The sequence below is a fragment of the Flammeovirga pectinis genome (assembly GCF_003970675.1).
Lineage (GTDB): Bacteria > Bacteroidota > Bacteroidia > Cytophagales > Flammeovirgaceae > Flammeovirga > Flammeovirga pectinis.
In genome coordinates, this window is the sequence record NZ_CP034562.1 from 3,809,418 (window position 1) to 3,833,120 (window position 23,703).

Genomic DNA, 23,703 nt, shown 5'->3' on the forward strand with positions numbered 1-23,703 from the left:
TAACTTTTAAATAAAATAAGACAATTATTATCATTAAAATTTCATTATTTCAACCGATATAAGGTAAAAATTGTAATTAAAACACAAATCTGACACTTAAATTGCCAATTATCTTTGGAATGATTAGATAGAATTATAGTTTTGCAATGAAAATAGTCTTTATGGTCTTAGACCTTGAGGCAATTATGTTTGAATTCATTGATATAATAATATACATACCAAGATGTCAAATATCGGTAAAGTTACCTCAGTCATTGGACCTGTAGTTGACGTCAGCTTCGAAGCAGAAGGATCTACGCTACCAGCGATTTATAATGCTTTGAAGGTGAAGAAATCCAATGGTCTAGAGATCATTTTGGAGGTTCAACAACACCTTGGCGAGGAGCGCGTTCGTACAGTAGCTATGGACGGTACAGAAGGACTTCAGCGTGGTGCTGATTGTCTTGATACAGGTAAAGCAATTGCTATGCCTACAGGAGAAGCAGTAAGAGGTCGTGTTTTCAACGTAGTTGGAGAACCGATTGACGGCATGGATGTGCCTGATACTTCTACTTCACTTCCAATTCACAGATCTGCTCCTGCTTTTGATCAATTAGCAACAAGTACAGAAGTACTATACACAGGTATTAAAGTAATTGACCTTTTAGAGCCTTATACAAAAGGTGGTAAAATTGGTCTTTTCGGTGGTGCTGGTGTTGGTAAAACTGTATTGATCATGGAATTGATCAATAACATTGCAAAAGTATACTCTGGTATCTCTGTATTTGCCGGTGTAGGTGAACGTACTCGTGAAGGTAATGACCTTCTACGTGAGATGATTGAATCTGGCGTAATCAAGTATGGTAAAGAATTTGAAGAAGATATGGAGAAAGGCGGATGGGACCTTTCTAAAGTAGATAAAAACGAACTTGCTAATTCACAAGCAACGTTAGTTTACGGTCAAATGAACGAACCTCCAGGTGCACGTGCTCGTGTAGCTTTATCAGGTTTAACAATTGCCGAATTCTTCCGTGATGGTGAAGGAGAAGCTCAAGGTCGTGATATCTTATTCTTCGTAGATAACATTTTCCGTTTTACTCAAGCTGGTTCTGAGGTATCTGCCCTTCTAGGTCGTATGCCATCAGCTGTAGGTTACCAACCAACGTTGGCAACGGAAATGGGTACTATGCAAGAGCGTATTACATCGACTAAGAGAGGATCTATTACATCGGTACAAGCAGTATATGTTCCTGCCGATGATTTAACTGACCCTGCTCCAGCGACTACATTCGCCCACTTGGATGCTCAAACAGTATTATCGCGTAAGATTACATCTTTAGGTATCTTCCCTGGTGTGGATCCTCTAGAATCATCTTCACGTATCTTATCTCCAGAAATCTTAGGAGATGAGCATTACAATACTGCTCAGCGTGTAAAAGAAACTATCCAACGTTACAAAGAATTACAAGATATTATTGCAATTCTTGGTATGGATGAACTTTCTGAGGAAGATAAACAAGTTGTTGCACGTGCTCGTCGTGTTCAACGTTATTTATCTCAACCTTTCCACGTTGCAGAACAATTCTCAGGTATCCCTGGTCTAATTGTAGACATTAAAGATACTATCCGTGGTTTCAACGAAATCTTAGATGGTAAATGGGATCACCTTCCTGAAGCTGCATTCATGTTCGTAGGAACAATCGAAGAAGCAGTTGCTGCTGGTGAGAAAATGCTTGCTGAAGCGAAGTAATTCGTTTTATCAACTAAAAATATTAAAGGCGAGAGTCTGGGTTCTTCTCGGGTTCTCGCCTTTTTCTTTAATAAAATATTCATTGTGGAGTAGTTCATCAACTAACACCACATAAATTCATTTATCATGTTTGTTGAATTACTTACTCCTGATAAAAAATATTTCGAAGGTGAAGCGACAGCAGTAAAAGTTCCTGGTATTAACGGTGAATTTGAAATGCTTGATCGTCACGCAAACATTATATCTAGCTTAGGCCAAGGTACTGTACGCATCGCTAATAAAGCTGATCTTACTACTTTCAATATTGATGGTGGTACTATAGAGATGCTAGAAAATAAATTAGTGATTTTAGCTGAGGCTGTGTTAGATTAAGATAATGTATCTATTCTAGAATACATAAAATAGGATCAATCTTATAAAGGTTGATCCTATTTTATATTTATATTTTTTTAAGATTTTCACAAATGTTATATGAATAAGAATTCATATAACATTCTATATTATTGTATATTTGGCATACATTGTTTTTTTTTAATTTTAGTGTCATCATATATTTATATTAAAATAATATGCATACAAAAAGATTTTTATCTAAAAGCTTAAAGATTAACCATTTTTTATCAAGATGGTACGTTTTAGGTTTCGAAATGTTATTAGTAGGAATATCCTTTCTAATTTCTCTTCTAATTAGATTTAATTTCAATTGGGGAATGGCTTCTAACGAACTTTATGAGTCACAAATGGGGTTTGTGGTATTAGTTTATTTCTTCTGCTACTTAACATTAAATATATATTCATCTTCTTTAAGGCATACTAACCTATCAGATATAGTCAAAATTTTCAATGCAAATACTTTAGCATTATTTGTCTTAGGGGTATATCTGTTAATAATAGATATCTATTTCATGGAGATTTAAAACCAATAGATGTTCCTTTATCTGTTAATGTAATTAATTACTTGTTATCAATGGGACTTATTATTGGCTCTAGAATTCTAGCAAAATTTATATATCAAAGAATTTTCTATTATAAATTACCTACTAAAAATATTATTATTTATGGTGCAGGAGCAGCAGGAGCAATTACAAAAGATGTACTTGATAAAGACACTACTTGTAATTATAGTATAAAGGCTATTATTGATGACAACAAAAGTAAACAAGGTAAAATTATGGGAGGTGTTAAAATATACTCTCAAAGATCTATATTAGATCCTAAATTTCTTGATGATAATGATATAGACGAATTAATTCTATCAATAAATAATCTTGTACCATCCCGAAAAAGGAAAATTGTTGATAAATGCTTATCATTAGATTTGTTTATTAAAAACATACCGCCTTTTCAAACTTGGATTAATGGTGAGTTAAGTGCAAAACAAATTCAAAGAGTAAAAATAGAAGACCTATTAGACAGGAAGCCTATACAACTTGAAAATGAAAATGTTAAAAGAGAAGTTGAAAATAAAGTTCTTCTTGTAACTGGTGCTGCAGGATCAATAGGTAGTGAAATAGCTTTACAATTAATACATTATAATCCTAAAAAATTAATTATACTTGATCAATCAGAAACTGGACTTTACGATATAGAAAGATATTTATTACCTCATATTAATGGTGATTTTTCTAAACTTGAAGTTATTATTGCTGATATTTCAAATCAAAATAGAATTGATCAAGTTTTTAAAGAATTCACTCCTGACATAGTATATCATGCTGCTGCTTATAAGCATGTACCAATGATGGAAAAAAATCCTTCTGAGGCTATTTTAGTAAATGTATGTGGTTCTAGAAATATTGCAAATGCGGCTGTTAAGTATAGTACAGAAAAATTTGTAATGGTTTCAACAGATAAAGCTGTAAACCCTACAAATGTCATGGGTGCTAGTAAGCGACTTGCTGAAATTTATATTCAAAGCTTGGGTAAAACTTCAAACTGTAAGACTAAATTCGTAACAACAAGATTTGGTAATGTTTTAGGTTCAAATGGTTCTGTAATCCCTCTTTTTAGAGAACAAATAGAAAAAGGTGGGCCTATTACTGTTACAAGTGATAAAATTACTCGATATTTCATGACAATTCCCGAAGCTTGTCAATTAGTTTTAGAGGCAGGTGCTATGGGAAATGGGGGTGAGATTTTTGTTTTTGATATGGGTGAGGCTGTTCGGATTATTGATGTTGCAAAGAAAATGATAAAACTTTCTGGACTACAGGAGGGAGAAGATATAGATATAAAAATTACAGGATTAAGACCAGGGGAGAAACTTTATGAGGAATTGTTAAATAATGAAGAAAATACTATTCCAACTCATCATCCTAAAATTATGGCAGGTAAAGTGAGGGAATACATCTATGAAGATGTTATACTTCAGTATGAAAGTTTATTTAGTAAGATTAATGTTGATGATCACAAACTTATTGCTAAAGTAAAAGAGATTGTTCCTGAATATGTTAGTAATAATTCCATTTTTGAAAGATTAGATAAAAAAAATAAGTTGGTTTAAACCAACTTATTTTTTATTACTTTTTCAATTCTTATTAAATCATCATCATCAATATTAGTATCTGATGGTAAACATAAACCTATTTCAAAAAGTTTTTCTGAAGTACCATCAATATAAGAAGGATATTTCTCAAAAATAGGCTGAAGATGCATAGGCTTCCATAATGGTCTAGCTTCTATATTATCTTCTTCAAAAGCTAATCTTAAAGCTTCTCTATCAAATCCTATAATTTCTTTATCAATTGTCATACAAGATAGCCAAGCATTGGAAAAACTCACATTACTATCTTCCTTTAGTACTTTGATTCCATCAATATCTTGAAATATACTTTCATAAAATGATCTAATTGATCTTTTCTGAGAAACTCTATCATTAAGAATTTCCATTTGACCACGACCAATACCTGCACAAATATTACTCATACGATAATTGTAGCCAATTTGTGAATGCTGATAATGTGGTGCATTATCTCTTGCTTGAGTTGCTAAAAACCTTGCTTTTTGGATTCGCTCTTCATTATCAGAAATTAAAGCACCTCCTCCAGAAGTAGTTATAATTTTATTTCCGTTAAATGAGAATACACCCATCACTCCAAAAGTTCCTAATGCTTTCCCTTTGTAAGTACTACCTAAAGCTTCAGCTGCATCTTCAATAAGAGGAATATCATACTTAGATGATATTTCCATTATCTCATCCATTTTAGCTGCAATACCATATAAATGAACTAATAAGATAGCTTTAGGCTTTTTCCCTAAATTTATTCTATCTTTTATTGCTTCTTCTAAGAGAAGTGGAGACATATTCCACGTTTCGCATTCAGAATCAATAAAAATAGGAGTTGCTTTCTGATATACAATAGGATTAGCAGTTGCCGAAAATGTAAAGGAAGAACACAACACTTCATCTCCTTCTTTAATACCTAACAATATTAGAGCAAGATGTATAGCAGATGTCCCAGAACTTAGTGCAGCACAGTGTTCACTCCCCGTATAATTACAGATATCCTGCTCTAAATTATTTACATGAGGCCCTAAAGGTGCTATCCAATTTGTATCAAAAGCTTCTTTTACATATATATCTTCTTTACCTCCCATATTAGGAGAAGAAAGCCATATTTTTTTATTCATCTCTATATTTAATTATTTTACCAGGGTTACCCACTGCTACTGCATTATCAGGTATATCTCTAATAATAACAGAACCAGCTCCTATCATACAATTATTACCTATTGTAATTCCTTGAATGATAGTACTACCAGCACCAACCCATGAATTATGACCAATTTTCACTCCTCCACAAAGAACAGCATTAGGTGCTACATGTACATAGTCTCCCAAATGACAATCGTGATCAATTACTGCTGAAGTATTTATAATAGAATGCTCTCCTATTTCACTGCCAGATTGTACCACCGAATTTTGAAAAAAAACTGATCCTTCTTTGATATTAGTATTACTAGATATAATACTCGTATTGTGTTGTATTGTAACAAAATTCACATTTAAATCATTTACAATTTTCTGTCGAGTAGTTGGATCTCCTATTGCTACAACAACATTCCAGGTACTAAGAATATCTGTAGATCTATAGACTTTACAATCCATAAAAGTATTTTTTTTGAGATCATCATCAATAAAACCACGAACCTCAATTCCTTTAGATATTATACAATCAAATATTACTTTTCCATGTCCACTAGCACCATATATATAAACATCAAGAACTTTCATTACCTGTAAATTTTTCCATAGTTACTGAAGTAGATGATGAAATATCTTTAGCACCTAATACCTTTTTTATTGTCACAAAAATAACTTTTAAATCAATTAAAAAGGCACAATTATCGACATACCAAACATCATATTCAAACTTTTGTTTCCATGAAATAGCATTTCTACCATTTACTTGAGCCCATCCTGTAATACCTGGCTTAAGATCATGTCTTCTTGATTGACTTTCAGAATATAATGGAAGATATTCAACTAATAATGGTCGAGGTCCAATTAAAGACATATCCCCTTTTATCACATTGAGAAGTTGAGGGATTTCATCTAATGAAGTTGAACGAACAATCTGTCCAACTTTAGTAAGCCTTTTTTCATCTGGTAGTAAATTTCCATTTTTATCTTTACGATCATTCATTGTTTTAAATTTAATAATCGTGAAAATTCCCGCCTTATAACCGGGTCTTTTTTGATAAAAAAAAGGTTTCCCTTGGTTTACAATCAATAATGCACAAAAAGTAACAAAGAATAAAGGGGATAGAATAATAAAAATGGATACAGCTACAGCAACATCTATTATTCTTTTAAAGATTAATTTATACATTATATTTTTCTAAATTAATTTATTTAAAGATAGAGTATAATCTTTTGCTAATACCTCTCTATCAAAATGCAATTTAGCATAATTAAAACCGTTTAGGCCTTCTAGTTCAATCCTTTTAGGGTCATTAAGATATTCTCTAATAACTTTTGCAAAGTTTTTTGGGTTCTCAGGTTCAACAAAAGACCCTGCTTCTGCATCTTCTAATAATTGTCTTGAAACACCATCAATAGCCATCAAGATTGGTACTTTACAAGACATATAATCAAAAGTTTTATTTGAATATATAGTTTTAAAGGTATCTACTTTCTTTAAAACTGAAGTTCCCATATCTGATGAAATAATATATTTAAATACTTCATTTTTGGGTACAGGATCAACAAACTTTACATTCTTAATTTTCCTTTTTTGAGCTTCTTCAATCAATCTTGATTTTTCCATTCCTCCTCCTATTAGTTGAAAAAGAACATTTGTATCTTCTAATAACTCAGCAGTATCTAATACTTGATCTAAACAGTTTGCTACACCATGGGCTCCAACATATGTTATAACAAAATGACTATTAATACCATGTTTAATTCGAAATTTCTGTCTATCGAAATCTGATTTTAGAACTTTATCTGAAAGAGAGAAATCTGCTGCATTTGGTATAAAGATTACTTTTTCTGAGTTTATTCCTTTTTCTTTTATTAATTTTTCACGAAATGCAGGGGTTAGAACATTTATTAAAGATGCCTTTTTATAAATAAAATTTTCAAACCAATAAGCAAGCTTAATTATCAACTTATTCTTTAATACTCCTGTATCAATGGCTGACTCAGGCCATAAATCACGAACTTCAAAAGTAAAAGGTATTTTCTTTAGTTTAGATAGTATATAAGCTGTTATACCAACAAATAATGGAGGAGAGGTTACTATTATAACATCAAAATCTTTTTTTGTAAAGAATAAACCTGATATAATACTAGAAAACACAAAAGAAAAATAAGCCCATAACCTCCCCAAGAAGCCTGAATTATATGCTTCTGACACATGAGACCTAAGAACAGTTATATTAGTATCATAGTTATCTTTAACTATGAATTTACCTTTATATTTTGATAATTTCTCAAAACCATTATAATGCATCATACCGGCTAGAACTGTTATTTCATGACCATCATCAGTCCAAGATTTTGTCATTTCATTGAATCTAGAACCTCCTGCATCATTCTTTTCTAAATAGTATTGATGAATTAAAAGTATCTTCATTTTATTTTTAAAAGTTTAATTTTTGTTGTTAACCTATCACTTTTGGATTTATATATCAACCAGTTAGATTCTTCTTTAACACCGTACTTGGTACTATACCATCCTTTCTTCTTTTCTTCAAATGTCGAATCCGATGAAATTATAAAATTATCACTGTTAATATAATGCCAATGTTGATGCATCATAAAATCTCTTGAATTCTTAAATTCATCAACAATTTCAAATTCCTTTAAATCAAAATCATATTTAATTTTTCTATTATGAACTATATTATTTCCAATCTCTTTATACCCCTCAAAACTCCCTTCAAAAATAATAAAATTTCTATCCCTATATAACTTAGCACGTGATTTTTTAATCCAATTATACCAAATGAATCTACTTCCTTTTCTCATTTGATTATAACCTTCTAATGAACATGTATTATGTGATTGAGTACCATTAAAATAGTTTATATATTCATCTTTAGTATTGTATTTAAATGAACCAGCATCTATTAATAAATTTTCACCTTTATAAAATAAATCAAAATGTAAATTATCAGATTGAGAAGGTCTATCCTTATAACTAGCACATCTAATTAGACAAAATATATCATCTTTTTGTATTCTAAATCCATAATAACCGCCAGTTTTAAAAGATATTAATTCTGAATATTTCAACTTTGGTAAAACCTTTAAATTTTCATATCCGTAAAAAGTAGCTTCGGCTTGTGATTTAAAATCACTATATAAGTGTGAATCATATAATGCACAATGAAGGCTATTTAGCTGTGGTCGGTAATCTCTATATTCTGATGTAGAAAATGGAAAAAATAAAGCACCATCATTTGCTCCATAATTAGGTAAATAACCTGAATTTTTATCTTGAAATTGAAATAAAAAGTTTAACGATAATTTTGCTCTTTCTATAGTTGTCTTAGATAATGTAATATTATTTTTTTTTGATAAAACAATTGCCCATGTTAATAGTTGTATAACTACCCTATGGTAATTCATTGAGAATTGAAGAAAACTACCATCATCATAAATTTGATATTCAATTTCATTTTCAAACCATTTCAAACCATTTTTACTCCATTCTTCAGTTTCTTCAATAAAAGGGTAAAGGTATTTACTTAAAAACAAAGTCATACATTCTGTAATGGCATGATTATTTCTAACTGCAATTCGTGAGAAATCAATATTTTTATATATATGATCAAATTGCCAATAAATTGAATTTATAATTTTCTCGAATAATTTGTTAGTTAAATATTCAGATGTTTTATAAAAAAATAAACAATAAGTCCAATTAAGTATCCTTAAAGAAATTTCTTGACTACATTTATAATTGGGACCTTGATTTACCGGGTTACTATCAATCCAACTTTCAATTTGATTAAATATAAAACTAGAGGAATCATTACTCATTAATAAGTCATATTGAATTATTCTATAGACCCATGAAAATCTAGATTTTTCCCAAACAAATTTAATATCACCAGCCTCTTTAGACAAATCTTCTATATCTACCCAATGTTTATTTATATCATATTGGAAATTAGAGTCTGGATTTGTTATCCAATCATAATCTGTTCCGAGGTCATATTCTTTTGCACTGAAAAAATTAAATTTACCCTCTAAAATTTTATTATAATCATTAATAATTTTACTTTCATCTAAGTTTTCAATAGATATATTATTAATAAAAAATGGGGTTTTACTTTTTCTCCAATCTTTAACTGAAATAAAGCTTCTCACTGAAGGATTTACTGGGAACTTCTTTCTTAAACTTCCTGTTTTTTTAGATATTTCATATTTAATTCTAAATACAAAATATCTGCTACCCATATTCGAGTAGATTTGTTTTAAAGTATTTAATCTACTGAACATTTGAAAATCTCTCCTTTGTTTGAACTTATAAATAAGTTATTTTCTTTTTTACTAAATTTCACTGGAACAGAATTAATATCAATTACTTTAATTTTTGATACTTTGTTATTACTAAATTCACTGATATAGATTTTCCCGGAAAAACATCCAAAAAAAAGTTTACTTTCATGTATATTCAAACAAGTAATTATTTCACTAGAGTTATAAATTTCATCTAATGAAAATGATTTTAAACAAAATCTAAATAATTTACCGTCAAATGTAGATATGATTAAATCATGATTATAAATACAAAAATCCGTGAAATGTTCTTTAAAACTAAATTGATCAATAATATCAAATGTCTGTAAATCAATAATTGAAATAGTACCATCTATAGAAATAGTGTATAATAAATCAGCTTTTTTTAAAAATGATATTACTTTACTTTTATTAACCTTCAAGAAAGTTGTTTTTTTTGTAGGTAAAGCTATATTATTAACATACCCGTCATCGGTACAATATAGTAGATTAGTATCATAAAAAGTTAATTGATTTATATCTACTTTATTCCCTTTGTATTGAAAATATTGTTTAATATCATTATTGTTATTAATCCAAATTTCAATATTTCCTTCAAAAGTACTTACTGCATAAAATTTATCATTTTTAAATTTAACTTGATCAATTAATTTTAAAAGATTAAATCTATTCTTAATTAATATTTTATTGTTTTTATAAATTCCTTTTTCTCCAGTTTTAACTGTTAATATTGTGTCATTTTCAATAACAAAGCTTCTTATACTTCTATTATTATCATTAACAAATACTTTAGACAATTGTGCTTTAACATTTGTGACTAAAAATAACAGAATTAATAAACATAGATTATTTATTCTTATATACATTGATAATTGTTAAAGTTAATATAAATATTACAAGGCCTTTTTGTCTATTTAATAATGCTTCAGTCATACTAAAAAACGAAAGTGATAAACTCATATATAATAACAATTTATACTTTTTTAAAAATGCATTTTTAATACCATTAAAAATCAAATGAATATAAATGAAACCTGTTATTAAGCCACCAGAAATAAATTCTGATAAATACTGATTGTGAGAATTTAATTGAAAATCAAAACCATAATCAAACCCTAATTTAAAATATGATTTCAATAATTCTTGATTAACGCTAGACCAACCAACTCCAAATGGTAAATTAACATAAACTGATTCTAATACAGCATTATACTGAATAAACCTTTCTTCTACTGCGTTTGACAAACTTAACAAATGAAACCTTTCTACATAATGGCTCAGTACTAAAAAAAAACTAAAAAAGAATATTACTATAATAGATTTCTTTTTTAAATCATAAAAAAGAAATCTATCTAATATGACAAGTAAAAAAAACGTCAATATTACATTCCTACTTTTTAAATGTAATAAAACCATTATGAGTATTAATAATACTAAAACACCATTTTTTTTAGAAAAGATTTTTTTTTGAAGAAAATAAAAAATTACTATTGTAAGATAAAAACTATAATATTGAACACCTACATCTACTTGTTCAGTCAAAAATGAAAAACCATTAATTAAAATATAAGGTTTCTTATCATAAAGAAATATGGCACGTAGATAGCAATATATTAATGAAAAAATTAAAGAATAAGAAAAATATTTAAAGTAAAAATCTAAATCTCTTTTCTTTAAATTTGGGATAAAAATAAATATTAAAGGTATTAAAATTAAAGGATATTTTAAATCTAATTGGTTGATAATACTTTTAAGATTACTTCCATTCATTACCATCAATAAAACTTGTAATCCAAAAATAAAAATAAATATTTTCACAATTGGATGTAATATTATTTTATTTTTTTCTAAAAATAAGTAATCATAAACAACAAAAACCAAAGCCAATAATTGAGCAATAGATGTAATTGTTGTTGACCATGGAAGTGAAATTAATATCAATAAAATACCTAACTTCGATAAACTAATAGGTATTATTTTACTTACTCTCATTTAAGAAAGAAATTGCATTTAAAAATCCTCTAAACATTACCTCTACACTTGCTTCTTCTTTTATGTACTTACTACAATAAATAGACATCTTTTTTATTTGTTTTTCATCATCTAGTATTTCATTTAATTTTGTGACTAAATCACTCTGGTTATTGCATATAAATCCTGTCTCACCTTCTTTGACATAAACAATTTCAGGACTATGATTTACATTCAAAGTGAATATAGGTAAACCCCAATACATTGCTTGATTCACTCCAAGTCCATTTGTACCTGGAATACAAAATACATCAGACATTTTGAAAATTTGATTAATCGCAATTGTATCATAGATTGGTCCTAAGTTATAAATTCTATTACTAGATTTTACTTTATCATTTAAATAACTAGGCATATTATTACCTACAATTACCAGACACGTATCATCATTATTTAATTGTTCATTAACAAATATGTCAATTAAAATATCTAATCTTTTACGGTTTTGAATTCTACCAACAAATAGTACAACATTTTCGAAGGGTATATTATACTTAACTTTTAGTTCATTTTTACTTGAGGTTAATTTAGGGATATCATTAAAATTAATAGTATTATTTGCAATAAAAGTTTTTGATATATTTTTATCTTCAATATACTTCAATTCATTTTTTGAATACAGAACAATAGAATCAGATAAATTATGCATAAGCTTATAGGGAATTTGTTTTATCCAGCTATGAGGGTTAGTCATACTTATTCCATGAGTCCAATAAATAAATGGTATTCGATTTGATTTTAAATATAAAGTAATGAGCCACGTATTAATATTATAAATATTCCAAAATAAGATAACAATATCAGGAGACCTTCTTTTAATTAAGTTAGTAACTTTATTTACCTTATAAGGTAACTTTTCAAATTGAAACTTAAGCTTATAATCAGACTTATTATCTTTATCTGAAACCACATCTAATTCTATATTATTCTCTTCAAATAAAGAATTAAATTCATTGTATAAAGATGCTCTGTAATGTAGAATCTGTTCTGATATTAATAATACTTTCTGTTTTTTCATCTAATTTGAACTTTTTATTATCTTAGCAGGGTTCCCTGCAGCTATAGTATTATCTGGAATTGATTTATTTACTACTGAATTCGCTCCAATAATTACATTATTACCAATAGTTATTTCACCAAACACAGCAGAACCTGTTGCTATATATACATTGTTTTTAATTATTGGAACTTTTTTATCAGAAAAATTCCTACCAATTGTTACGTTTTGAGCTATTGTACAGTCATTTCCAATTACAGAGTTTGAATGAATTACACAACCTAACCCCCAATAGCCTATTTTAAAATTCTTTCCAATTTTAGCAGAAGAAGGTAGATAAGTGGAAAACAAAAATCGATTTAACCATGTAATTAATTTTGAGATTGTAATAAATCTTTTTTGGTAAAAAAAGTTACCAATTCTATATATTATTATTGGAGGGTTCATTGACATTAATTAATATGTTTTAAAATTATATTATCTTCTAAAAAAACTGTAACTTTAAAGTGATCGTCATTTGATTTTAATTGATAGTTTAAACATCCATTAATAAGTTGAGCTTTATTCGAAAAGTTAATAACTCCTTTATTTTGAATATTTTTTTTATCTAAAGATTCAATCATTATAAAATTATCAGCATCTAAACAAAATTTTCCCTTAGAATCAATAACTTTCATCTTCAACTGATCTTTTTCAATTTTACAAACCAAGTCATTTGGTACACCCCAATCTTTAATTACATAATGAAATAATACTTCATCATGAACTACAACTCCATTTTTATAACCTACAGCTTTAAATAAATTATCAGATTTATTCCTAAGCTTTACATTCCAAAATAAACCTGAACAAGGAAACTTTTTTATATCTCTTTTTTTTACGCCAATTAATACTCCATCTTTAAAAAGTTCAACACTATCACAATTAGAATATACTTTAATCATTTTTTTTTCATTCTTACTGCCCCACCTATTTTTCCATGTATGTGAATAAATCCTTACCATTGGCTTAGTTGCCCAGTAAGATTGAAAAACATAAAATGCATCTTTTTTTTGTAAGTCCCTTGTCGTTAAACCTTTTAAATTCATATATGGAATAGGGTTATTAGGTCTTAATGGAGTTGGAAAATCTTTAAAAGCCCAATATGCACTACCTGTAAAATTAGATAAATTTAGTTGTTCTTTTAGGATCCAATCAATTAAATCACATTGATATGTTTCTGACCAATCACCGTCTTTTGAAGGTCTTTTAAAGCCTCCTCCATTTAGAAATGCCCCAACTATTTCTTCTCCGTTTAGAGTAGAATCTATTTTCATAAGGTGAATATATGGATTTTCTGAATGTCTAGTATAAATACTTGAAGCTCCCCATTCTGCATGAAAAAAATTAGAATATTTTTTAATGTTATTTTCTATCAATCTCTTGTAATCTGTATAATTATTAGAATACCAACCAGGCCACAACGAAGGTGAATACAAGTCTACATTATTATTTATTTTTTCAAACCTTCGAATACTCGTAAATCTCGTTGAATCAAATTTCTTAGTAGTATCAATGAATTCTTTTAATAGGTTATTTGTCTTGTCTATATTACTTATTGAAGACTCCTTCCATTTCATATCTAATTCATTTCCTAATCCCCATGCTATAATTGAGACATTATAAGAATGGTTATAAATCATTGATTTTAATTGATTTAGAAGAAATATTCTCTGATCACCTCCCGAATACCCACTTCTAGACCATGAAATTTCTTCCCAAACCATTATACCTAAACTATCACATATTTGTAAAATTTTACTTGATGCTGGATAATGACCTAAACGTATAAAATTTGCACCCATTGATTTTATCATATTAAACTCACGTTCAACATAAACATCTTTTTCAGCTGCGCCGGCTAAAAATTGGTCACTATGCCTAGACACTCCTTTTATTAAGACTCTTTTTCCATTTAAAAAGAAATTATTTTCTCTTAACTCTATTTTTTTAAAACCTATTATCTTTTCCACTTTATCAATAATAACATTTGTTTTTTTTGATATAAGTTGAGCTTCAAATTTAAAAAGCTTTGGGTTATTTGGCGACCACAATTGATTTAATTTAAGGTCAAATTCATTAATATTACTATTAAACTTGTTAATTAATGAATCATTTAAAGATGAAATAACAAATTGTGAATAAAATAAAGAAGTATCAACATCGTTAATAATTTTAGGTATAACTTTACAGTATGCTCTTTTATTTTGTAAGTTATAATCCGTTTGAACAATTAAAGATTCGTAATGTACTTTCGGTTTAACTAGTAATTTAAGATTACCTAAAATACCTCCTGATAAATAATAATCATTCAAATCGGAAGGAGGTAATTTTAATCTTCTCGAATTATCAACTCTTAAAGTTAAATAAAAACTTTTCTCTCTAAGTTTATCTGTTATTTCAAGCTCTAAAGGTGTATAAACAGAGTTATAGCAACCTATCTTTTCTGTATCTATATATATATCTGCGTAATTTCCAATATTCTCAAACCTTAGAAAATACCTATCTTCTTTTAGGATTTCATTTAAATTAATTTTAACCTTATACCAAACTACACCTTGATAATATTCTTTTTCTGAATCTAGAATATCTGTTGTATTGTAAGTATGTGGTAAAGATATCTCAGTCCATTTAACTTGAAAAATTGGGTTAATTGGTCTCAATACTTCCCAAATACCTCCTAATTCACCTTTATGAAAAAACCATTTTTCATCATTTAAATCAATTGTCTTTCTTTGTGCAAAAGAAAATTGAAGTTGCATGAATAAATAAATAAAAATAAATAATTTTCTATTCATATAAATCATAGACTAAATAGATACTAATTAAGGAATACATTATCCTTAAATCTACAAAAGAACTCGTTTTCATAGAATTAATTAGTAAGAATAATATAATAGTTAGAGGAATTTTACTTTTATTTTTTTTAAAAAAAGGTATTAAACAAAATATAGTAAGAAGAATAAAACCAATTATGCCTAATTCAAACCAAGCTTCAACTAGTATATTATGAGGATAGTATCTTATATCTTCACCTTGATATAATAAACTAAATGAACCAATACCATATCCAAAGAAAGTATAAATAATATTCTCATTAAAAATCATGTCATAAGAAAAACTTAAAAGCCTTGTTCTTTCCTTGATAGATTCTCCTCCTCCTTCTTCAAAAAGTTTGAAAAATCTTGCAAATCCAAAACCGAATAATGACATGAATTTATTAAAATATTTTATCAAGAATGGTAAAAATCCAATTATTAAAAATAACAAATATTTCAAATCTTTTTTATGAAATCTTAAATTAATAATTGAAGTAACATTCATTGATATTGTAAGTAATATCACAAATATTAATGGACCTCTCGCACCTAATAATAGCATTAATAAAATATAAAATAAAAGTCTCCATTTATAAAAAGAAATACCAGCTGAACTCCTTGATAAATATAATATAAATATACCTAACCACATAGATAAGGCTAAATAGACACCTCTTATTAAGTATATGTTGTCAATATTTATCAAATATTTATAAGGTGTCCATCTTATATTATAAAGAAATATAAACCAAATTACTATTGGTAGTATTATAATTTGAAGATGATATATCAACCGACCTATATCTAACTTTCTATTAAAATATGGGTACATTAAAGCAACAACATTTAATGACATTAAAACTGTTTTAACAATACTATAATGTGGTGATAAAGTATATGATAATGATAAACAACAAAGAATCACAAAGGAAAAAAAAATTATTATAGAAATCGATCCTAATAAATTAACACTTCTCATTTGATTATAGTTAGCTAACATGTATACAATAAGCATAAATGAAGAAGCTAATGTCAAATCAACAAAACTATTAATTTCATAATAAATTAATACTACTTTAAGTGTCGCACTTAATAAAAATAACAGAAATGAGAAGTATGATATATTCTCTAATAATTTACTATTGAAATCATATTTTATTTTCATTTTACTATCTTATTATCATGTTTTTTTGAATATGAAAATATCATAATACCATAAATAATATATAATATTACATTAATAATAACATAACTGTATAAGTAGTCGTATATAGAATTATAATGAATAAAAAAAAGTGATATTACACTAATAAACTTAACAAGCTGCCATATTGCATTCTGCTTTATTCTCCTTAAAGCAATAAGAATTTTACCCATTGGAGAAAACACAAAATTAAAGCAAGTATAAACAACCAAAATCTTTGAATAATAAGCTGAATGTATCCAATCTTCCCCGAAAAGGAAAATAAATATTTCTTCACTAAAAAAATAAATTACAATAAAAAAAAGTAATGAAAAAGCTGCTAATAAAAGAAAACCTCTATAAACTTCTTGTAAAATACTTTCGCTTTTTGCTATTTTTATAGAGGTTCTTTGTAAAAGCATTTGTCCTAAAGATATTGATAATATAGCAGCTGGGGCAAATAATATTTTTTGCGTTAACTCTAAAAAACCAACCTCTTTGATAGTAAATTTTGAAAGAATTAAAAAAGTTAAAGAATTCAAAACAAATGTATTCAATATATTAGGTAATACATTATATTTTGGAAAGTCATTATATTCCACTAATATTGCTTGTAATTCTTTCTTATTAAATTTAATAAAATTAATAGACGTCGATTTATAAGATCTAACACAATAAAAAATATTCCCAATAAGATCTCCTATAATTAGACTAGATTTATAATAATAACCTATTAATACTTGAACAAAAACCTCAGAAGAACGTCTACTTAATTTAGAAATTGAAACTTGTTTAAATCTTTTTTTTCTTATTAAATAATTATCAAATGAAATACCTAAAATATAAAAAAAAGAACTAAAAGGTATAAGAAAAAACCAAAATTTATATTTAGAATCTATTTCAAAAACCAATACTATATCATCAATAAATATAGCAATAGATAATAGAATTAAGACAAAGAAAAATATTGATATATATAATATTAAATGTAATATTTTAATAGCATCAATATTTTTTTTAGGAAGAATTATTGCACCATCAAATTTCAAAGCCATGAATGAAGATATTATTGCAACTGCTTTTAGGCATACATCCATGACTCCAAAATCTTCCGGAGAAAAATTTCTTTTTAAAAAAGGTTGAAAAAGGAATACTATTAGTTGTGATAATATTGTTCCTGAAGCTAGAAATGTTAAATCCTTGATAAAAGGAAATTTAGCAAACAGTTTATAGTTTTTCAATTCCACAAAAGTCTAAAATAATTTTATTCTTTAAAGATAATTCTTTAAATTCATCATGAGCTACTAATAATACAATTATATCAGCTTTTTCAACAGCTTCATTACAATCAGTTAACTTAAATACATTATGACCTTCTACATTAGGTTCAACAATAAAGTAATTATCGTTATTAGCATTTTGTAAAACTTTTTGAACAATATACTTAGCAGGAGATTCTCTCAAGTCATCAATATTAGGTTTAAAAGCTAACCCCATTAAAGCAATATTGGGTTTACGCCCATGCTCTAACTCAAATTTCAATTTTTCATTTTGAATTTTTTCTGCACACCAAAACGCCTTATAGTTATTAATCTCCCTAGCTTTACCAATGATTTGTGACTCCATCGGATATTCAGAAACGATAAAATATGGATCAACTGCGATGCAATGTCCACCAACACCGCACCCTGGCTGTAAAATATTAACTCTCGGATGTTTATTCGCTAAATCAATTAATTCCCAAACATTAATATCAGCTTTATCACATATTAATGATAACTCATTAGCAAAAGCAATTTGTACGTCTCTTGATGAATTTTCAACTAATTTACACATCTCTGCTGTACGTGCATTTGTAGCATGTAATTCTCCACTTACAAATTGACTATAAAAGGCTAAAGCTTTTTCGGTTGATTCTTCATCAATACCTCCAATAACCCTATCATTATTCACCAATTCATACATTACATTTCCTGGTAATACTCTTTCAGGACAATAAGCAATATTTAATTTATCTTCTAATTCAGGTCTTTCTGAATAAATTAAATTTGCCATTTTTTCAGTTGTTCCAACTGGCGATGTAGATTCAATGATATATAAGTCCCCTTCTTTCAATAGAGGTAAAACAGCTTTAGTTGCTGCTTCAACAAATGAAATATCTGGCTCATTTTTATCTTTAAATGGAGTAGGAACAACAATTAAATAAGCATTTGCTTCAACAGGTTTTACATCTGCTTTTAAAAAACCTCCTGCTACTGCATTAGCTACTGCTTTATCTAATTCCGGTTCAACAATATGTATTTTACCTTGATTTATTGTTTCTACTACATGTGGGTTTACATCTACCCCATGAACTTTTACTTTATTTTGTGCAATTAGAGCGGCTGTTGGTAATCCAATATAACCTAACCCAACCATTACTACTTCAGGATTCATAATATTATCTTAATTTTTTAGAATAAATTCAACAACTCTCTTAGATGCTTTACCATCTCCATAAGGGTTATGTAAGGAACTCATTTTTTTATATCTATTGTTATTAGTAAGTAATGATGTAGTTTCATTAACAATTAACTCCGCATTTGTTCCTACTAACAATACTGTTCCTACTTCCACAGCTTCTGGTCTTTCTGTTGTATCCCTCATCACTAATACAGGTTTTCCCAAAGAGGGTGCCTCTTCTTGTACTCCACCACTATCAGTAATAATAATTTTTGATTGATTCATTAACCAAACAAAAGCAGGATATGATAAAGGATCAATTAAATGAACATTTTCAACATCTGCTAAAATTTCATACACTGGCTTTTGTACATTAGGGTTTAAATGAACTGGATATATAATTTGAGCATTAGTTGTTTCCGCAATTGTTTTTAATGCTTCACATATATTCAAAAAACCTTGACCATGATTTTCCCTTCTATGACCAGTAACTAATACCAAATCTTTATTAGAATCTACAATAGTTTTTAAGTTCTCTATCTCTAAATTATTTTCTAAATTTAAAACTTTTTCAACACTATACATCAAAGCATCAATAACAGTATTTCCAGTTACCAAAATAGTACTTTCTGCAGTATTTTCTTTTAGTAAGTTATTTTTTGAGGTTGTTGTTGGAGCAAAGTGATAATCTGCTATCCTACCTGTTATCTGTCGATTAATTTCTTCTGGAAATGGAGCTCTTTTGTTATACGTTCTAAGACCTGCTTCAATATGACACACTTTTGCTCCTGAATAAAAACCTGCTATCCCTGCTGACATCGTCGTTGATGTATCTCCATGCACAAAAACGTAATCAGGAGAGAAGTTTTCAAGCACAGGCTTCATACCTACAATTATATCAGCAGTCAATGAATATAAATTTTGATTAGGTTTCATTAAATCTAAATCAAAATCAGGCTTTATATCATAAAATTCTAATACTTGGTCTAACATCTCTCTATGCTGAGCAGTCACACAAACCTTTGTTTCGAAATTTGTTTTATCTTTTTGAAACTCTTTTACCAAAGGTGCCATTTTTATAGCTTCTGGTCTTGTTCCAAAAACAATTAATATTTTTTTCATTATTTCCCAATATTATAGACATTAAAGCCTACGTTAACCAACTTTTCTTTATCCAAAATATTCCTACCATCAAATACGTTAGCAGGCTTTAATACTTTAGAATAAATTTCTTTCCAATTATATGCTTTAAATTCATCCCATTCAGTCAAAATAGCTATAGCATGTGCATTATTCACCGCTTCTGAATGAGATGATACTACTTTCACTCTATTTCTAATTTCTTCAGAAGAATGAGTATTCAAATATTCTAAATCAGCATAAATTCTTTCTTCAGAAACTTTAGGATCATATACAATGATGTCAGCCTGTTCATCTAATAAATGATCCGCTACATAAATTGCTGCAGATTCTCTTGTATCATTAGTATCTTTTTTGAATGCCCATCCGAAAAAGGCTATTTTCTTTCCAGATACTGTATTGTAAGATTCTTTAATAATCTTATCTGCAAAACGACGCTTTTGATAATCATTTAGTTTTATAACCTGATCCCAATACTCTGCAACCTCATCTAAACCATATGATTTTGCGATGTAAACAAGATTTAAAACATCTTTTTGGAAACAAGAACCACCAAATCCCACAGATGACTTTAAAAATTTAGGTCCTATACGAGAATCCATACCTATAGCTCTAGCTATCTCATCTACATCCGCTTCAGTCTCTTCACATAAAACAGACATTGCATTAATAGAAGAAATACGTTGGGCTAAAAATGCATTCGCTGTTAATTTAGAAAGTTCCGATGACCATACATTGGTTTGTAATACACGCTCTTTTGGAATCCAAGCTTCATAAATACTACTTAGAGCATTTTTCGCTTCTTTTCCACTTACTGTATTATTACCACCAATTAATACTCTATCTGGAATTAACAAATCGTCAATAGCCGTGCCTTCTGCTAAAAATTCTGGATTGGATAAAATTTCAAACTTTACACCATTTCCAGTACTCGACAAGATACCCTGTAAAGCTTCAGCAGTTCGTACAGGAAGTGTAGATTTTTCTACTACAATTTTATCTGTTTTTGATACACGAGCAATTTGTCGTGCACAAAGTTCAATATATTTTAAATCAGCAGCTTGCCCTTTTCCTTTACCATAAGTCTTAGTTGGTGTATTTACTGATATAAAAATCATATCTGCATTATCAATAGCAGTATCTACATCTGTTGAAAAGAATAAATTTTTATTACGTGTTTCCTCAACAACTTCTTTTAGCCCAGGTTCGTAAATTGGTAATTTGTCTAAATCAGTATCATTCCAATCTGTTATACGCTGTTCATTTATATCAACAATATTTACTTGTATTTGAGGATTCTTAAGAGCAATTACAGCCATTGTAGGTCCTCCAACATATCCTGCTCCAATGCAACAAATATTTTTTATATCTTTCCCCATTTATCTATATTCTTCTAAATACCAATTTACAGTTTTAACAATGCCACTTTCAAAGTCTTCATCAGCTTTCCAACCTAATTCCGATTCTAATTTTGTAGCATCAATTGCATACCTTTGATCATGACCTGGACGATCATTTACAAAGGTAATCAACTCTTTATAAGATGTACTATCCTTTAAAGGATGTTTAATATCAAGTAGCGTACATATTTTATCTACTATATAGAGATTATCTCTTTCGTTACGTCCTCCAATATTGTATGTTTCTCCTTCTTTTCCTTTATGGTATACTAAATCTATCCCTTTGCAATGATCCAAAACATATAACCAATCACGAATATTCTTTCCATCTCCGTAAATCGGAATTGGTTCACTTGCAAGTGCTTTACGAATAATAGTAGGAATTAATTTCTCTTTATGCTGTTTTGGACCATAGTTGTTTGAACAATTTGTGGTCACTACATTCATTCCATAGGTGTGAAAATAAGATCGAACTATCATATCAGAAGATGCTTTCGAAGCACTATACGGACTGTTAGGTGCATAAGGTGTTTCTTCTGTAAACAATCCGGTTTCTCCTAATGTACCATACACTTCATCTGTAGATATATGATGAAAACGGCAGTTTTTATATTCTTCTTTGTAGTCAAAAGGAGCATTCATCCAATACTTTCTAGCTACATCAATTAATGTAAAAGTACCATTCACATTCGTTTGAATAAATGCTTCTGGTCCTGTAATTGAATTATCTACATGAGATTCCGCTGCAAAATGAATAACACCTTTTATATCGTATTGATTGAAGAGTTCTTCCACTAATACTCTATTACAAATATCTCCTTCAATAAAGGTATAGCTTAGGTGATTAACTTCTATTTCAGAAAGGTTTACTAAATCACCAGCATACGTTAATTTATCTAAATTAATTAATTGATAATCGTGATATTTCTCTAGAAAGTAAGGAACAAAATTGGCTCCTATAAAGCCTGCTCCACCTGTAATTAATATAGAAGATTTCATATTGTATTCAGCTGTTCATTTTTTTGTAAAGTTACCCTTTTATTATTATTTATCACCCAATACTTTGAGACAATCGATTAAACTAGATTGCCAATAAGGGATCGTAATATTAAAACTTGTTCTAAACTTTGATTTATCCATTACACTCATTTTGGGCCTTTTAGCAGGTGTAGGATATGCAGAGGTGGGTAATGGATTGACTTTAATATTCGTTTTACTCAAAAGAAAAATTGACTGAGCAAAATCATACCAACTTGCAACTCCTTCATTACTATAATGATAAACCCCATAAGCAGTACTTTCCTGAGTAATAATTGATAAGATAGCTTTTGCTAAATCTCGTGCGTAGGTTGGGCTACCAATCTGATCTACGATAACTCCTAATTCATCTCTTTCATTCGCTAAACGCAGCATCGTTTGTACAAAATTATTTCCAAAACTACTGTACAACCAAGCAGTTCTAATGATAAAATAATTCGTCATTGTTTTTATTACTTCATTTTCTCCTTCAAGCTTAGTTACTCCATATACACTTATCGGAGAGGGAATAATTTCTTCTGAATAAGGAGTAATTTGATTTCCATCAAATACAAAATCTGTAGAAATATGGAACAAAGTAACATTATTCTCTTTACAAGCTATTGCAAGGTTTTTAGTACCAAGTACATTTACTTTACGAGCTGTTTCTTCATCTGATTCTGCTTTATCAACAGCAGTATACCCTGCACAATTGATACAATGTGAAAAATTTCTTTGTGTAAAAAAAGAATTCACATCGTCTTGATTTGTAATATCTAACTCATCAAGATCTACAAACTTAAACCTTGCTTCTATCGTATTTGCTAGATAATTTAATTCCGATCCAAGCTGACCTCGTGCACCTGTAACTAATATTTCTTTTTGCATTTATACTTTTTATTATTCAGACACCCCTCCTATCAACAAAGTT

General features: G+C 28.5%; 21 protein-coding genes. 4 read left to right on the forward strand and 17 right to left on the reverse strand.

The window, feature by feature from the left end:
* Window positions 1-223: 223 nt before the first annotated feature.
* From atpD to EI427_RS15420, 4 genes are all read left to right on the forward strand, one after another.
* Window positions 224-1,729: a F0F1 ATP synthase subunit beta gene (gene atpD, locus EI427_RS15405; protein WP_126616313.1), complete on the forward strand. Its 1,506-nt coding sequence runs from the start codon at window positions 224-226 to the stop codon at window positions 1,727-1,729.
* Window positions 1,730-1,855: 126 nt separating this feature from the next.
* Window positions 1,856-2,101: a F0F1 ATP synthase subunit epsilon gene (locus tag EI427_RS15410; RefSeq protein ID WP_126616316.1), complete on the forward strand. Its 246-nt coding sequence runs from the start codon at window positions 1,856-1,858 to the stop codon at window positions 2,099-2,101.
* A gap of 197 nt (window positions 2,102-2,298) precedes the next feature.
* Entirely contained in the window at window positions 2,299-2,646 is a 348-nt protein-coding gene (locus EI427_RS15415; RefSeq protein WP_126616319.1) for a hypothetical protein, read from the forward strand.
* Between the two features lie 50 nt (window positions 2,647-2,696).
* A complete protein-coding gene (locus EI427_RS15420) occupies window positions 2,697-4,232 on the forward strand; it encodes a polysaccharide biosynthesis protein (protein ID WP_126616321.1) in 1,536 nt (511 codons plus the stop codon).
* Here the strand turns inward: EI427_RS15420 and EI427_RS15425 are convergent.
* The 17 genes from EI427_RS15425 to rfbD are packed head-to-tail and all read right to left on the reverse strand — an operon-like array spanning window position 4,229 to window position 23,660.
* A complete protein-coding gene (locus EI427_RS15425; protein WP_126616324.1) occupies window positions 4,229-5,359 on the reverse strand; it encodes an aminotransferase class I/II-fold pyridoxal phosphate-dependent enzyme in 1,131 nt (376 codons plus the stop codon). The two genes, EI427_RS15420 and EI427_RS15425, sit on opposite strands and share 4 nt — an antisense overlap.
* A complete protein-coding gene (locus EI427_RS15430) occupies window positions 5,352-5,963 on the reverse strand; it encodes an acetyltransferase (RefSeq protein ID WP_126616327.1) in 612 nt (203 codons plus the stop codon). The genes EI427_RS15425 and EI427_RS15430 overlap by 8 nt, the downstream gene beginning before the upstream one ends.
* A complete protein-coding gene (locus EI427_RS15435; RefSeq protein WP_126616329.1) occupies window positions 5,950-6,561 on the reverse strand; it encodes a sugar transferase in 612 nt (203 codons plus the stop codon). The genes EI427_RS15430 and EI427_RS15435 overlap by 14 nt, the downstream gene beginning before the upstream one ends.
* 9 nt (window positions 6,562-6,570) lie before the next feature.
* On the reverse strand, window positions 6,571-7,809 hold the full coding sequence (locus EI427_RS15440; RefSeq protein ID WP_126616332.1) for a glycosyltransferase family 4 protein: 1,239 nt from the start codon (window positions 7,807-7,809) through the stop codon (window positions 6,571-6,573).
* Window positions 7,806-9,641 (reverse strand): alginate lyase family protein, encoded by a 1,836-nt coding sequence (locus EI427_RS15445; RefSeq protein ID WP_170178493.1) that lies wholly within the window; start codon window positions 9,639-9,641, stop codon window positions 7,806-7,808. Before EI427_RS15445 ends, EI427_RS15440 begins: the two co-directional genes overlap by 4 nt.
* A gap of 26 nt (window positions 9,642-9,667) precedes the next feature.
* Entirely contained in the window at window positions 9,668-10,570 is a 903-nt protein-coding gene (locus EI427_RS15450; RefSeq protein WP_126616338.1) for a hypothetical protein, read from the reverse strand.
* Complete coding sequence (locus EI427_RS15455) at window positions 10,551-11,696, reverse strand: hypothetical protein (RefSeq protein ID WP_126616341.1); 1,146 nt, start codon at window positions 11,694-11,696, stop codon at window positions 10,551-10,553. The genes EI427_RS15450 and EI427_RS15455 overlap by 20 nt, the downstream gene beginning before the upstream one ends.
* Entirely contained in the window at window positions 11,683-12,753 is a 1,071-nt protein-coding gene (locus EI427_RS15460) for a glycosyltransferase family 4 protein (protein WP_126616344.1), read from the reverse strand. The genes EI427_RS15455 and EI427_RS15460 overlap by 14 nt, the downstream gene beginning before the upstream one ends.
* Window positions 12,754-13,179, reverse strand: a complete 426-nt coding sequence (locus EI427_RS15465; RefSeq protein ID WP_126618444.1) for a serine O-acetyltransferase — start codon at window positions 13,177-13,179, stop codon at window positions 12,754-12,756. It abuts the gene before it with no gap.
* 5 nt (window positions 13,180-13,184) lie between these two features.
* Window positions 13,185-15,533, reverse strand: a complete 2,349-nt coding sequence (locus EI427_RS15470; RefSeq protein ID WP_170178494.1) for a glycoside hydrolase family 2 protein — start codon at window positions 15,531-15,533, stop codon at window positions 13,185-13,187.
* A 28-nt stretch (window positions 15,534-15,561) separates the two neighbouring features.
* Window positions 15,562-16,755 carry a hypothetical protein gene (locus tag EI427_RS15475; protein ID WP_126616350.1) on the reverse strand — a complete coding sequence of 398 codons (1,194 nt, stop codon included), beginning with the start codon at window positions 16,753-16,755 and terminating at the stop codon, window positions 15,562-15,564.
* Window positions 16,752-18,014, reverse strand: coding sequence for a lipopolysaccharide biosynthesis protein (locus EI427_RS15480; protein WP_155523292.1), 1,263 nt, complete (start codon window positions 18,012-18,014; stop codon window positions 16,752-16,754). The genes EI427_RS15475 and EI427_RS15480 overlap by 4 nt, the downstream gene beginning before the upstream one ends.
* Window positions 18,001-19,209: a UDP-N-acetyl-D-mannosamine dehydrogenase gene (wecC, locus tag EI427_RS15485; RefSeq protein WP_126616355.1), complete on the reverse strand. Its 1,209-nt coding sequence runs from the start codon at window positions 19,207-19,209 to the stop codon at window positions 18,001-18,003. Before wecC ends, EI427_RS15480 begins: the two co-directional genes overlap by 14 nt.
* A gap of 9 nt (window positions 19,210-19,218) precedes the next feature.
* Window positions 19,219-20,337: a non-hydrolyzing UDP-N-acetylglucosamine 2-epimerase gene (wecB, locus tag EI427_RS15490; RefSeq protein ID WP_126616357.1), complete on the reverse strand. Its 1,119-nt coding sequence runs from the start codon at window positions 20,335-20,337 to the stop codon at window positions 19,219-19,221.
* On the reverse strand, window positions 20,337-21,734 hold the full coding sequence (locus EI427_RS15495; RefSeq protein ID WP_126616359.1) for a nucleotide sugar dehydrogenase: 1,398 nt from the start codon (window positions 21,732-21,734) through the stop codon (window positions 20,337-20,339). The genes wecB and EI427_RS15495 overlap by 1 nt, the downstream gene beginning before the upstream one ends.
* Complete coding sequence (gene rfbB / locus EI427_RS15500) at window positions 21,735-22,754, reverse strand: dTDP-glucose 4,6-dehydratase (protein WP_126616361.1); 1,020 nt, start codon at window positions 22,752-22,754, stop codon at window positions 21,735-21,737.
* A 45-nt stretch (window positions 22,755-22,799) separates the two neighbouring features.
* Complete coding sequence (gene rfbD, locus EI427_RS15505) at window positions 22,800-23,660, reverse strand: dTDP-4-dehydrorhamnose reductase (RefSeq protein ID WP_126616363.1); 861 nt, start codon at window positions 23,658-23,660, stop codon at window positions 22,800-22,802.
* Window positions 23,661-23,703 lie beyond the last annotated feature (43 nt).